Source organism: Nocardioides salsibiostraticola (assembly GCF_054783655.1).
In genome coordinates this window covers 197690-211293 of record NZ_BAAGQD010000004.1, presented here as the reverse complement: position 1 = coordinate 211293, position 13604 = coordinate 197690, and the positions used below count along the sequence as shown (strand labels likewise).

Here is a 13604-nt window from a genome sequence, read left to right as displayed (position 1 = left end):
AAGGGCCCCGCGTGAGCGGGGCCCTATCGTGTCCGAGGGGGGACTTGAACCCCCACGCCCGCTAATGGGGCACTAGCACCTCAAGCTAGCGCGTCTACCAATTCCGCCACCCGGACGAGTGCGGGCTGAGATTAGCAAAGCACCGACCGAAGGGTTGCATCGGGGAGTCCGGTGGCCGTTTCGTGGATCGGTGGCACGATGGGCGACATGGACCACGACGCCCACCGAACGCCGTCCGACCCCGCCTCCGAGGTCGTCGATCTGTGCCGGGAACTCATCCGGATCGACACCAGCAACTACGGGGACCAGGAGGGCCCGGGGGAGCGACTCGCGGCGGAGTACGTCGCGGAGAAGCTCGAGGAGGTGGGCATCGAGGCGCGCCTCTACGAGGCCGAGAAGGGCCGCACCTCGGTCGTGGCCCATTGGGGCGGGGGGGCCTCGTCCGGCTCGTCCAACTCGTCCGGCCGCCAGGATGCCCTGCTGTTGCACGGCCACCTCGACGTCGTACCCGCCGCGAAGGAGGACTGGAAGGTCGACCCGTTCGCCGGAGAGGTCCAGGACGGTTACGTCTGGGGCCGTGGTGCGGTGGACATGAAGGACTTCGACGCGATGTTGCTCTCCGTGGTCCGTGACCGCCAGCGCACCGGGCGTGTTCCCGAGCGACCCATCGTGTTGGCCTTCACCGCCGACGAGGAGGCCGGTGGGCACAAGGGTGCCCAGGTACTCGTCGAGGACCACACCGAGGAGTTCGACGGGGTCACCGAGGCCGTGGGCGAGGTCGGGGGATTCAGTACGACGATCCGCGGGCAACGGCTCTACCTCATCGAGGCCGCCGAGAAGGGGATGGCGTGGATGCGCCTGACCGCTCGCGGCCGTGCCGGCCACGGGTCGATGATCAACCGCGACAACGCCGTCACCGAACTAGCCGCTGCCGTCGCCCGGATCGGCGCCTACGAATGGCCCGTCCGTTTGACCCCTGCGATGAAGACCCTCCTGGCGAGTGTCGCCGAGATGGCAGGGACCGAGGCCACCCCCGAGAACGCGGAGGACCTGGTCCAGGAGTTCGGGGGCGCGGCACGGATGCTGGGGGCGGTCATCCGCAACACCACGAACCCCACGATGCTCAACGCCGGCTACAAGGTGAATGTCATCCCCACCGAGGCGTCCGCCCACGTGGATGGCCGCTTCTTGCCGGGCTTCGAGGACGAGTTCTTCGACACGCTCGCCGAGCTGTGCGGCGAGACCATCCAGATCGACTACGTCTCCAAGCAGCCCTCCTGGGAGACGCCGTACGACGGTGCCCTGGTCGACGCGATGACCAGGTCGCTCCTCGCCGAGGACCCCGGGGCCAAGGTGGCGCCGTACCTCATGAGCGGCGGAACCGACGCCAAGCACTTCCGGAAGCTCGGGATGCGCTCCTACGGCTTCGCGCCCCTGCGGTTGCCGGCCGACCTGGACTTCACCGCGCTGTTCCACGGGGTCGACGAGCGGGTGCCCGTCGACGCACTCGAGTTCGGAGCGCGCGTCTTCGACCGGTTCCTCGACGACGTCTGAGGCGCAGCTGAGGCGAGGGTCAGGAGGCCCACAGCGTCGCGCGCTGTCGGATGATCCTGCGGCGCAGCGTGACGCGGCGGGTCCCGTCGGGGCTCAGCGCCACCTGAGCGAGTTCCCAGCCGCCGTGTTCGGCGCGTTCGACCAACATCTTGCGCACCATGTTGCGCGAGAAACTGCGGTCGAAGGTCATCTTGTCGAACTCCCACTCGACGCCCGGACCGAGCGGACGGCCCTTCGGGTGGCTGGGTGAGCGCGTCACCGAGCCGTCTCCGAGACGTCGTCGAGGGCGCTGATGATCTCGCTCGGCAGAGTCTTGTCCTCGATCCCGAGGGCGCCACGGAGATGCGCGGCGGTGCGGGCACCCACGATGGGGGCGGTGACGCCGGGACGGTCCCGAACCCACACCAGGGCCACCTCCAGCAGGGACCACCCCAGACCGTCGGCGGCCCGTGCCACGGATTCGACGATCCGACGCGAGGAATCGTTCAGGTAGCCCCCGACGAACCCTGAGTAGACCGGGGACGCTCCCCGGGAGTCCGAGGGCGTCCCGGTGCGGTACTTCCCGGTGAGCACCCCGCGACCCAGCGGCGACCAGGGCAGCACACCCAGACCCAGCGCCGCGCTGGCGTCGATCACCTCGTGCTCGATGTGCCGGTTGAGCAGGGAGTACTCGACCTGGGTGGACGCGAGCGGAATCCGTCCCGGCGCCGCGCGCTGCCAGGTCGCGGCCTGGGCCGTCTGCCAGCCGGTGTAGTTCGACACCCCGACGTACGACGCCCGCCCGCTACTGACGGCCAGATCGAGGGCGTGGAGCGTCTCCTCGATCGGGGTCTCGTCGCTCCACACGTGCACCTGCCACAGGTCGACGTGGTCCACGCCCAGGCGCTTCAGGGAGGCGTCCAGGGTGGTCAGGAGCGACCCCCTGGCCGTGTTGATCACGCGCTCACCGGATCGTCGTGAGATGCCGGCCTTGGTCGCCAGGACGATGTCGTCCCGGGCGACGACGTCCCCGATCAGGGAGCCCAGCAGGCTCTCGGAGTCGCCGTCGGCGTACCCGGCGGCGGTGTCGATCAGGGTGCCGCCGGCCTCGGTGAACGCGACGAGTTGGTCGCGGGCCTCGTGTTCGTCGGTGTCCCGACCCCAGGTCATCGTGCCGAGTCCGAGCCGGGAGACCTTCAGACCGGTGTGGCCCAGGGAGCGTCGCTGCATGTCGACAAGTTAGCGAAGCCCCCCGCACCTCACAGGGAGGGGCGCGCCGAAACGGGCGTGCCGATCATCATGTTCGACCTCCTTGCCCCTAGGATTCCTCGCCGTGTGGGACTTTCTGCAGGCCGTGGTGCTCGGCACGATCCAGGGGCTCACCGAGTTCCTCCCCATCTCCAGCAGCGCGCACCTCCGGATCTTCCCGGAGTTGTTCGGATGGGGTGACCCCGGCGCCGCGTTCACCGCGGTCATCCAGATCGGCACCGAACTGGCCGTCCTGATCTTCTTCCGCAAGGACATCTGGCGGATCGCCTCGATGTGGATGAAGTCGCTGGTCAAGCCGGAGTTCCGCGGCCACATCGACGCCCGGATGGGCTGGTTCATCATCCTGGGCTCCCTGCCGATCGTGATCCTCGGCATCGCGCTGAAGGACGTCATCGAGCAGGACTTCCGATCGCTGTGGATCATCGGGACCACGCTGATCGTGTTCGGAATCATCCTCGGGATCGCCGACCGCACCGGGAAGACCGACCGGACCATCAAGCAGATCGAACTCAAGGACGCCCTGCTGATGGGCGGGGCACAGGCCCTGGCTCTCATCCCCGGGGTTTCCCGCTCAGGGGCGACGCTCTCGATGGGACGTTTCCTCGGCTTCGAACGTGAGGCCGCGACGCGGTACGCGTTCCTGCTGGCCATCCCCGCCGTGATCGGCGCCGGCCTCTTCGAGCTCAAGGAGATCCCCAACGGGGAGAACACCTACGGCTGGGGCCCGACCATCGTGGCCACCATCGTCTCCTTCGCCGTGGGGTACGCCGCCATCGCCTGGCTGCTGCGCTACGTCTCGAACAACTCCTACACCCCGTTCGTGCTCTACAGGGTCGTCCTCGGCGCGACCGTGCTGATCCTGGTCGCCAGCGGCGTCCTGGTCGCCTGACCCGGGTTCAGGAGCGGTCGGTCACCACCAGCCGGACCGCCGGAACATCACCCACAGGACCGTCGAGGCGGCGACCATCACCAACAGGGCCATCGGGTAGCCCAGGGCCCAGTGCAGCTCCGGCATGGAGTCGAAGTTCATCCCGTAGATGCCGGCGATCAGGGTCGGCACCACGACCAGGGCCGCACCGGCGGAGATCTTGCGCATGTCGTCGTTCTGCTGGACCGACATCCGCGCCAGGTGCGCCTCGAAGGCACTGGACAGCAGTACGTCGAGGTTGTCCACCAGCTCGGCCACGCGGGCCAGGTGATCGGCGACATCGCGGAAGAACGGGGCCGACTCGGGGTCCATCTCGGTCACGGAGCCGGCGGCATACAGCCGCATCGGCTCACGCAGCGGCAGGACCGCGCGGCGTACCTCCGCGATCTCCCGTTTGAGGCGATAGATGCGCACCGAGTCGTCGGTGCGTTTGGGCGAGAACACCGACTCCTCGACCTCGTCGACGTCGTTCTGGAGGTCCTCGACCACCGCGACGTAGGCGTCGACCACGGTGTCGCAGACGGCGTACACCACCGCAGAGGGCCCGTGGGTCAGCACCGCGCTCTGCGACTCCAGGCGGAGCCGCGCGGTGTGGAGTTCGGCACCCTCACCGTGACGCACGGTGACCACGAAGTTGCTGCCGATGAACAGGCTGATCTCCCCGGTCTCGACGGCGTCGTGTTCCTCGACGTACCAAAGGGTCTTGAGGATCAGGAAGTGTGAGTTGCCGTAGCGCTCGAGCTTGGGGCGCTGGTGGGCCTTGACCGCATCCTCGACAGCGAGGGGGTGCAGGTCGAAGGCGGCGGCCACCGCCGCGAACTCCTCTTCGTCGGGCTGATGCAGACCCACCCAGACGAACGAGTCCTCACCGGCCGCCGCATCGCGGAGGGCGGCGTAGTCGTGGGGCTGGCAGTCCACGGGAACCCGCCCACCGGCCCGATACAGCGCGCTGTCGATGATCACGACAGGGAGACTAGTCTCGCGGCATGGCCACAGTGATCCTCGTCCGTCACGGGCGTACCAGCGCCAACGCCAGCGGGATCCTCGCTGGCCGTACCCCAGGGGTGAAACTCGACGACGTCGGTGCCCAGCAGGCGGCCCGGACCGCCGAACGGCTGGCGGTGGTGCCGCTGCACGGGATGGTCAGCAGCCCCCTGGAGCGCTGCAAGCAGACCGCGAAGGCCATCGCCTCCGCCCAACCCGACCATGCGGCGTACCCCCGGATCGTGAGCGAGCGCGGGATCAGCGAGTGTGACTACGGGGACTGGCAGGGCCGTCCCCTGAAAGACCTCGCCAAGGAACCCCTGTGGAAGACGGTGCAGTCCCAGCCCTCGGCGGCCGCCTTCCCCGGCGGGGAGTCGATGGCGACCATGCAGGCGCGCAGCGTGAGCGCCATCCGCCGCCTCGACGCCGCCTTCGAGGCCGAGCACGGAGCGGGTGCGGTGTGGGTGGCGGTCAGCCACGGCGACATCATCAAGTCCGTCCTGGCCGACGCACTCGGCATGCACCTGGACCTGTTCCAACGGATCAACGTCGACCCCGCGTCGGTGTCGATCATCCGCTACACCGAGGCCCGGCCGTACGTCGTTTCCAGCAACACCCACGCCGGCGATCTGTCGTGGATGGTGCCCAAGCCCACCAAGAAGTCGGGGCGGAAGAAGGCCGCCGCCAGCCCGGACGCCCCCGTGGGCGGCGGCGCCGGACCCGCCTGAGCGTCGCCTAGTAGGAGCCCAATAGGAGTGAGGTCATAAGGTGAACGACATGCCTCCGATCGTCCACGGCTTCGACCCGCCCGAACGGTTCGTCACCGGCACCGTCGGCGAACCGGGTGCGCGGACCTTCTTCATCCAGGCCCGCTCCGGTAGCCGCCTGGTCAGCGTCTCGTTGGAGAAGCAGCAGGTGGCCGCGTTGGCCGAGCGCATCGACGAGTTGCTCGACGAGGTGATGTCCAACGACGCCAGCACCGGGGTCATCCCAGCGGTCGCCCCCTTGGGTCTGGTCGACTCCCAACCCCTCGAGCAGCCCATCGAGGAAGAGTTCCGAGCCGGAACGATGACGCTGTCGTGGGACCCGAACGACGGCAAGATCGTGATCGAGGTCTTCCCCTACAGCGAGGCTGCGGTGGTGGCTCCTGACCAGGTCGACCAGGACTTCGAGGAGCCAGAGGCCGACGAGGTGCTCATGGTGCGCCTGGACCCGGGACATGCGCGGGCCTTCGTCCAACGCACCTCCCAGGTCATCGAGGCCGGCCGCCCCGGGTGTCCGTTCTGCGGCAATCCGATGGATCCGACGGGGCACCTGTGCGTGCGCGCCAACGGTTTCCGTCGTCGGGACCCGTGACCACCGCAGCGTTGGACGGCGAGATCGTCCTGCAGGGCAGGATCATGCCGGCCTCGAACGCCACCTTCCTCGGCGAGATCGGCGGCACCAAGGTCGTCTACAAGCCGGTTGCCGGTGAACGACCGCTGTGGGACTTCCCGACCGGCACCCTGGCCGACCGCGAGGTGGGTGCGCACTCGGTGTCGGTCACCTTGGGCTGGGACACGGTGCCGCTGACGTGGATGGGGGAAGGCCCTCACGGTCCGGGGATGGTCCAGGTCTGGCAGGACGCCGATCCCGATCAGGAGGCCGTGACCATCGTGCGGACCCCCGAGGTCACCGTCTCGCACCCGTCGTGGCTCAGCGTGTTCGAGGGGCTCGACGACCGGGACCGTGAGGTGACGCTGATCCACGAGGACACCACCTCGCTGAGGCGGATGGCGATCTTCGACGTCATCACGAACAACGCCGACCGCAAAGGTGGGCACGTCATCGAGATGGCCTCCGGCCACCGTTACGGGGTCGACCACGGGCTGACGCTGCACCACGAGAGCAAGTTGCGCACGGTGCTGTGGGGCTGGCGAGGTCAGCCCCTGACCGATGACGAACTGGACGGCGTACGCCGGGTCGTAGAGGGTCTCGGGGCTGCCTTGGGTGACGACCTGGCCACCCGCATCACCGATCTGGAACTGCACGCTCTGGAGCGCCGGTGCCAGCGGTTGCTGCGCGAAGCCGTGATGCCGGACTCCCACGGTGACTGGCCCTCCATCCCCTGGCCGCCGTTCTGATCGGAGGGTCGTTACCCTTCACCCATGCGCGCCTGGTCCGCCCCTAGGGCACCCTCCCTGTCCGTCAGCGGACCTCCTGTCGCGGTCCACGACAGCGCCACCGGCGCCCTCGTGACGACCACACCGCAGGGGAACGCCCGTCTCTACGTCTGCGGGATCACGCCGTACGACGCCACGCACCTCGGCCACGCGGCGACGTACGTCGGCTTCGATCTGCTGAACCGGGCCTGGCGCAACGCGGGCTACGACGTGACCTACGTGCAGAACGTCACCGACGTCGACGACCCGTTGCTCGAGCGAGCCACCAAGGTGAATGTGGACTGGGTCGAGTTGGCCGAGCGCGAGACCGAGCTCTTCCGCACCGACATGGAAGCGCTGCGGGTCCTCCCGCCGGCCCACTACATCGGCGCGGTCGAGTCCATCCCGCAGGTCATCGAGCTCATCGAGGTGCTGCAGGACGCCGGGTCGATCTACCAGGTCGAGACCGACCTCTACTTCTCCGTCACCGCGGACCCGCACTTCGGGGATCACTCCAACTACGACCGCGAGACGATGCTCCGCTTCTTCGGCGAGCGCGGGGGAGACCCCGACCGTGAGGGCAAGCGCGACCCGTTGGACTGCGTCGTATGGCGCGGCGCCCGACCAGACGAGCCCTCGTGGGAGAGCCCGTTCGGTCCCGGCCGCCCGGGGTGGCACATCGAGTGCACCGCCATCGCGCTGGAGCACCTCGGCGGCGCGTTCGACGTCCAGGGTGGAGGCAGTGACCTGGTCTTCCCGCACCACGAGATGGGGGCGGGTCACGCCCAGGTCGCCCACCCGGACACCCGCTTCGCCCAGACCTACGTCCACGCCGGGATGGTCGGCTACGACGGCGAGAAGATGTCGAAGTCGAAGGGGAACCTGGTCTTCGTCTCGGCTCTGCGCAACGCCGACGTCGACCCCATGGCGATCCGCCTGGCCCTGATGCGCCACCACTACCGCAGCGACTGGGAGTGGACCGACGACCAGTTGTTCGCCGCGGTCGACGCCCTCACCGACTGGCGCCGTGCGTTGTCACTGGGTGCCGGCGCTCCCGCCGGACCGGTGGTCGAGGAGATCCTGGCCGCGTTGGCCGACGACCTCGACGCCCCCCGCGCCTGCGCCGCGGTCGACACCTGGGTCGGTGCGACCCTGGGCCGCGACGGTCTGGCCGACACCAGCGATCCCGGGGCCGCGGTGGCCATGATCGCCGTACTCGACGCCGCCCTGGGTCTGTCTCTCTGACCCCTGCTCACTCGTCGCTGCGGCGTTTGAGGTACCGCTCGAACTCGCGCGCGATCGCCTCGCCGGTGGCTTCGGGGAGGTCGGCGGTGTCCCGGCTCTCCTCCAGGGAGCGCACGTAGTCGGCGACGTCCTCGTCATCCTCGGCCAGTTCGTCGACTCCGCGTTCCCACGCCTTGGCGTCCTCGCCGAGGTCCAGCAGCGGGATCGAGACCTCCAGCAGGTCCTCGAGCTGACCCAGCAGGGCCAGGGTCGCCTTCGGGCACGGCGGTTGCGCCACGTAGTGGGGGACCGCCGCCCAGTAGGACACCGCCGGAACGTCCAGTCGCACGCACGCGTCCTGGAAGACGCCCACGATGCCGGTGGGGCCCTCGTAGGAGGACTGCTCCAACTTCAACCGGTCGACCAGTTCGGGTTCCGTGGCGGTGCCGGTGACGGGAATGGGGCGCGTGTGCGGTGAGTCGGCCAGCAGCGCACCGAGGGTCACGACCAACTGACCCCCGAGCGCCTCGCACGCGGCGAGGATCTCGGCGCAGAATTGTCGCCACCGCATGTTCGGCTCGATGCCCCGGATCAGGATCACGTCGCGGTCGAGGTCGGGAGGGGAGGCGATCGCGATCTGGGTGCTGGGCCAGGTCAGCCGACGGTAACCGTCCTCGTCGTTGCTGATCATCGGACGATTCACCTGGAAGTCGTAGAAGTCCTCGGGGTCGATCGCCCCGACCACCCGGGCGTTCCAGACCTTCATCAGGTGGTCGATGACCCCCGATGCGGCGTCGGCGGCGTCGTTCCAGCCCTCGAAGGCAGCGATCACCAGCGGGTCGATCAGCTCGTGGGTGTCCTCGATCTCGATCACCCTGTGAACCCTAGTAGGAGGGTGAGGATTTCGTGGGGCTCCCTGCCCGGTGTCACCATTCGATACGAGCGTCCACGACGTGGACGCCTGGTCGGATCGTTGACGAAAACGAACCGATACCGCGGTCCCGAGGAGTTCAGTTGTCCGACCAGTTGTCTCACACGTCGCTTGAGTCGTCGCAGAAGAAGTCACTTGCACCCACGACGGATCTTCCCGTTCGCTGGATGCCTGACGTCGCCGAGGAGATGTCCCAGGTCCTGCGCGAGCGGATCATGGTGCTCGACGGCGCCATGGGCACCGCCATCCAACGCGACCGACCCGACGAGGCCGGCTACCGCGGCGAGCGCTTCAAGGACTGGCCCAGCGACGTCATCGGTAACAACGATCTGCTGACGCTGACCCAACCCGACATCGTCGCGGGCATTCACCGGGAGTACCTCCACGCCGGGGCCGACGTGATCGAGACCAACACCTTCAACGCCAACCGGATCTCGCTGTCCGACTACGGCATGGAGGACCTTGCCTACGAGCTCAACTACGCAGCAGCGGCGCTGGCCCGTGAGGTCGCCGACGAGGTGACTGCCGAGGACCCGAGCAGGAAACGGTACGTCGGTGGCGCCCTGGGGCCCACCACCCGTACCGCCTCCATCTCCCCGGACGTCAACGACCCCGCGGCCCGGAACGTGTCCTACGACCAGTTGGTCGAGGCCTACCTGGAGGCCGCCAGGGGTCTGGTCGACGGCGGCTCCGACCTCTTCTTCATCGAGACCATCTTCGACACCCTGAACGCCAAGGCTGCGATCTTCGCGGTGCAGACGCTGTTCGAGGAGACGGGCCGCACCTGGCCGGTCATCATCTCCGGCACCATCACCGACGCGTCGGGTCGCACCCTCTCGGGGCAGGTGACTGAAGCCTTCTGGGACTCGGTCCGCCACGCCAACCCCCTGGCCATCGGACTGAACTGCGCTCTCGGGGCCAAGGAGATGCGCCCCTACATCGCCGAGATGTCACGGCTGTCGGAGACCTTCGTCTCGGTCTACCCCAACGCGGGGTTGCCCAACGCCTTCGGTGAGTACGACGAATCGCCCGACGAGACCGCCGCGATGGTGGGGGAGTTCGCCGAGGCGGGCTTCGTCAACTTCGCCGGCGGCTGCTGCGGCACCACCCCGGACCACATCGCGGCTATCGCCGCCGCGGTGGCCGACAAGCCGGGCCGCGCACCGGTCGAACTGCCCGCGGCGATGCGTCTGTCCGGCCTCGAGCCGTTCACGATCAACGACGAGAGCCTCTTCGTCAACGTCGGTGAGCGCACGAACATCACCGGGTCGGCCAAGTTCCGCAACCTCATCAAGGCCGGCGACTACGACACCGCACTGAGCGTCGCCCTGCAGCAGGTCGAGAACGGCGCCCAGGTCATCGATGTCAACATGGACGAGGGGATGATCGACGGCGTCGAGGCGATGGATCGCTTCACCAAGCTGATCGCCTCCGAACCCGACATCAGCCGGGTGCCGATCATGATCGACTCCTCCAAGTGGGAGGTCATCGAGGCCGGCCTGAAGAACGTCCAGGGCAAGGCCATCGTGAACTCCATCTCCATGAAGGAGGGGGAGGAGACCTTCCGCAAGCAGGCCCGCCTGGTCAAGAAGTACGGCGCCGCCGCGGTCGTCATGGCCTTCGACGAGGACGGCCAGGCCGACAACCTGGAGCGACGCAAGGAGATCTGCGAGCGGGCCTACCGGATCCTGGTCGACGAGGTCGGCTTCCCCGCGGAGGACATCATCTTCGACCCGAACGCGTTCGCCGTGGCGACCGGCATCGAGGAGCACGCCTCCTACGGCCTGGACTTCATCGAAGCCACCCGCTGGATCAAGCAGAACCTGCCGGGCGCCAAGATCTCGGGCGGCATCTCGAATGTGAGCTTCTCCTTCCGCGGCAACAACCCGGTGCGCGAGGCCATCCACGCGGTGTTCCTCTTCCACGCCATCAAGGCCGGCCTCACGATGGGCATCGTCAACGCCGGCGCCCTGGTCGTCTACGACGAGGTCGAGCCGGAGTTGCGCGAACGGATCGAGGACGTCGTCCTCAACCGGCGACCCGACGCCGCCGAAAGGCTGCTGGAGATCGCGGAGACGCACAACCGCAAGGGTGAGAAGGAGGAGGTCGCCGAGCAGGAGTGGCGCTCGCTCCCGGTCGCCGACCGCATCACCCACGCCCTCGTCAAGGGCATCGACGCTCACGCCGAGGCCGACGCCGAGGAGTTGCGCCTCGAGATCGCTGCCCGAGGTGGCCGTCCCATCGAGGTCATCGAAGGTCCCCTGATGGCCGGGATGGACGTCGTGGGCGACCTGTTCGGTGCCGGGAAGATGTTCCTGCCGCAGGTCGTGAAGTCGGCTCGGGTGATGAAGAAGGCCGTCGCCCACCTGATCCCCTTCATCGAGCAGGAGAAGCTCGACAACCCGGAGTACGCCACCGCCAAGGAGACCAACGGGACCATCGTGATGGCCACCGTCAAGGGCGACGTCCACGACATCGGCAAGAACATCGTCGGCGTGGTGCTCCAGTGCAACAACTACGAGGTCATCGACATGGGCGTGATGGTGCCCGCCCAGAAGATCCTCGACAAGGCCATCGAGATCGACGCCGACATCATCGGGCTCTCCGGTCTGATCACCCCGTCGCTGGACGAGATGGTCAATCTGGCCACCGAGATGCAGCGCCAGGGCTTCACGATCCCGCTGCTGATCGGGGGCGCGACCACCTCACGCGCCCACACTGCGGTCAAGGTCGACCCGAAGTACGACGGCCCCGTCGTGTGGGTCAAGGACGCCTCCCGTTCGGTCCCCACAGCGGCGGCTTTGCTGCACGAGGATCGGCGCGTGAAGTTGTTGGCCGATGTGAAGGAGGACTACGACTCCCTGCGCACCCGGCACGCGGCCAAGGGTCAGCGCAAGCTGCTGACCTACGACGCGGCCCGCGCCAACGCAACCGCGATCGACTGGGAGAGCTACACCCCGTCGGTGCCGGAACAACCAGGGATCCACGTCCTGGAGGGCTACGACCTCGGTGAGTTGCGCGAATACATCGACTGGCAGCCGTTCTTCAACGCCTGGGAGATGAAGGGCAAGTTCCCCGACATCCTCAACAACCCCACGACCGGCGAGGTGGCGCGCAAGCTCTACGACGACGCCCAGGAGATGCTGGACACGGTCGTGGCCGACAAGTGGCTGACCGCCACCGGCGTCTACGGTTTCTTCCCCGCCGCCGGACACGGTGACGACACGGTCCTCTACGCCGACGAGGACCGCAGCGAGGTCCTGACCACGCTGCACCACCTGCGCCAGCAGGGGGAGCACCGTGAAGGTGTCCCGCATCGGTCGCTGACCGACTTCGTGGCCCCTCAGGACAGTGGTCTGAACGACTACGTCGGTGGGTTCGCGGTCACGGCGGGACTAGGACTCGGCGAGCGCATCAAGGCGTTCCAGGCCGACAACGACGACTACAACGCCATCCTGCTCGAGTCGCTGGCCGACCGATTGGCCGAAGCCTTCGCCGAACGGCTGCACCAGCGCGTGCGGACCGAGTTCTGGGGCCACATCAGCGATGAGCAACTCTCGAACGAGGACCTCATCAAGGAGAAGTACTCCGGGATCCGACCGGCCCCCGGTTACCCCGCGTGCCCGGACCACACCGAGAAGCGCACCCTGTGGGATCTCCTCGACGTCGAGAAATCCGCCGGGATCACGCTCACGGAGTCGATGGCCATGTGGCCCGGTGCCTCGGTGTCCGGGTGGTACTTCTCCCACCCCGACTCGCAGTACTTCGTGGTCGGACGGATCGGCCGCGACCAGGTCGCCGACTACGCCGAGCGCAAGGGCTGGTCGATGATCGAGGCCGAGAAGTGGCTCTCGCCGAACCTGGGCTACGACCCCGATGACTGAGACCCCAACTCCTGACACGCTGCCGTTCCAGGCGGTGCTGTGGGACATGGACGGCACGCTGGTCGACACCGAGCCGTACTGGATCGAGACCGAGTACGCCCTCGCCGAGGCGCACGGTGCGACCTGGAGCCAGGAACTCGCGTTGCAGCTCGTCGGCAACGACCTGCTGGATTCGGGGCGCTTCATCAAGGAGCAGATGGATCTGGATCTAACGCCCGAGGAGATCGTCGACTTCCTGCTGGACGGAGTCGTGGAGCGGGTACGCCGCCACATCCCGTGGCGACCCGGGGCGCGCGAACTGCTCAGCGAACTCGGGGCGGCTCGGACTCCCTGTGCCCTGGTGACGATGTCGTGGAAGCGATTCGTGGACCCCATCCTCGAGCAGTTGCCCGCCGGCACCTTCCAGGTCGTGGTGACCGGCGACCAGGTGGCCCACGGAAAACCCCACCCCGAGCCCTACCTGAAAGCGGCCGCGGAGCTGGGCGTCGACCCCGCGCAGTGCCTGGCCATCGAGGACTCCGGTCCCGGCGCAACGTCGGCGGAGGCAGCAGGATGTCTGGTGCTGGTGGTGCCGCACCACGTGCCGGTATCGGTCGGTCCCCGACGGATCCGGCGCACGTCATTGACAGAGATGACCCGCGCCGATCTGGAGTCCCTGACCCCACCAGGATGACGCGCGTTTGCCTGACACGTCGGGGAAACCTCCCCGA

The 13604-nt window shown here is 67.8% G+C and carries 12 protein-coding genes and 1 tRNA gene; 8 read left to right on the top strand and 5 right to left on the bottom strand.

The genetic code is table 11. The features are described 5' to 3' along the window. Nucleotides 1-29: 29 nt before the first annotated feature. A tRNA-Leu gene (locus ACYVLV_RS03755) sits at nt 30-116 on the bottom strand. 91 nt (nt 117-207) lie between these two features. Here ACYVLV_RS03755 and ACYVLV_RS03750 point away from each other — a divergent pair. Next, nucleotides 208-1554 carry a M20/M25/M40 family metallo-hydrolase gene (locus ACYVLV_RS03750; protein ID WP_460807931.1) on the top strand — a complete coding sequence of 449 codons (1347 nt, stop codon included), beginning with the start codon at nt 208-210 and terminating at the stop codon, nt 1552-1554. Nucleotides 1555-1573: 19 nt separating this feature from the next. Here the strand turns inward: ACYVLV_RS03750 and ACYVLV_RS03745 are convergent, their stop codons facing one another. Continuing rightward, a complete protein-coding gene (locus ACYVLV_RS03745) occupies nt 1574-1813 on the bottom strand; it encodes a DUF5703 family protein (RefSeq protein WP_460807802.1) in 240 nt (79 codons plus the stop codon). Further along, on the bottom strand, nt 1810-2763 hold the full coding sequence (locus ACYVLV_RS03740; protein WP_460807800.1) for an aldo/keto reductase: 954 nt from the start codon (nt 2761-2763) through the stop codon (nt 1810-1812). Before ACYVLV_RS03740 ends, ACYVLV_RS03745 begins: the two co-directional genes overlap by 4 nt. 103 nt (nt 2764-2866) lie before the next feature. Here ACYVLV_RS03740 and ACYVLV_RS03735 point away from each other — a divergent pair, with 103 nt between their 5' ends. After that, complete coding sequence (locus ACYVLV_RS03735; RefSeq protein WP_460807798.1) at nt 2867-3691, top strand: undecaprenyl-diphosphate phosphatase; 825 nt, start codon at nt 2867-2869, stop codon at nt 3689-3691. 21 nt (nt 3692-3712) lie between these two features. Here ACYVLV_RS03735 and corA read toward each other — a convergent pair whose 3' ends face one another. Then, complete coding sequence (gene corA / locus ACYVLV_RS03730) at nt 3713-4693, bottom strand: magnesium/cobalt transporter CorA (protein ID WP_460807796.1); 981 nt, start codon at nt 4691-4693, stop codon at nt 3713-3715. Nucleotides 4694-4716: 23 nt separating this feature from the next. On the opposite strand from corA, the gene ACYVLV_RS03725 reads away from it, so the two are divergent. The 4 genes from ACYVLV_RS03725 to mshC are packed head-to-tail and all read left to right on the top strand — an operon-like array spanning nt 4717 to nt 8100. Further along, a complete protein-coding gene (locus ACYVLV_RS03725) occupies nt 4717-5442 on the top strand; it encodes a histidine phosphatase family protein (protein ID WP_460807794.1) in 726 nt (241 codons plus the stop codon). A 49-nt stretch (nt 5443-5491) separates the two neighbouring features. Beyond that, a complete protein-coding gene (locus tag ACYVLV_RS03720; RefSeq protein ID WP_460807793.1) occupies nt 5492-6070 on the top strand; it encodes a DUF3090 domain-containing protein in 579 nt (192 codons plus the stop codon). Then, nucleotides 6067-6837: an SCO1664 family protein gene (locus ACYVLV_RS03715; RefSeq protein ID WP_460807792.1), complete on the top strand. Its 771-nt coding sequence runs from the start codon at nt 6067-6069 to the stop codon at nt 6835-6837. The genes ACYVLV_RS03720 and ACYVLV_RS03715 overlap by 4 nt, the downstream gene beginning before the upstream one ends. 24 nt (nt 6838-6861) lie before the next feature. Continuing rightward, nucleotides 6862-8100 (top strand): cysteine--1-D-myo-inosityl 2-amino-2-deoxy-alpha-D-glucopyranoside ligase, encoded by a 1239-nt coding sequence (mshC, locus tag ACYVLV_RS03710; RefSeq protein WP_460807790.1) that lies wholly within the window; start codon nt 6862-6864, stop codon nt 8098-8100. Nucleotides 8101-8107: 7 nt separating this feature from the next. Here the strand turns inward: mshC and ACYVLV_RS03705 are convergent, their stop codons facing one another. Further along, complete coding sequence (locus ACYVLV_RS03705; RefSeq protein WP_460807788.1) at nt 8108-8953, bottom strand: PAC2 family protein; 846 nt, start codon at nt 8951-8953, stop codon at nt 8108-8110. Nucleotides 8954-9177: 224 nt separating this feature from the next. Between ACYVLV_RS03705 and metH the strand changes: the two genes are divergently transcribed. Then, on the top strand, nt 9178-12894 hold the full coding sequence (gene metH, locus ACYVLV_RS03700) for a methionine synthase (protein ID WP_460807787.1): 3717 nt from the start codon (nt 9178-9180) through the stop codon (nt 12892-12894). Then, nucleotides 12887-13567 (top strand): HAD family hydrolase, encoded by a 681-nt coding sequence (locus tag ACYVLV_RS03695; RefSeq protein ID WP_460807785.1) that lies wholly within the window; start codon nt 12887-12889, stop codon nt 13565-13567. Before metH ends, ACYVLV_RS03695 begins: the two co-directional genes overlap by 8 nt. The last annotated feature ends 37 nt before the right edge of the window (nt 13568-13604 follow it).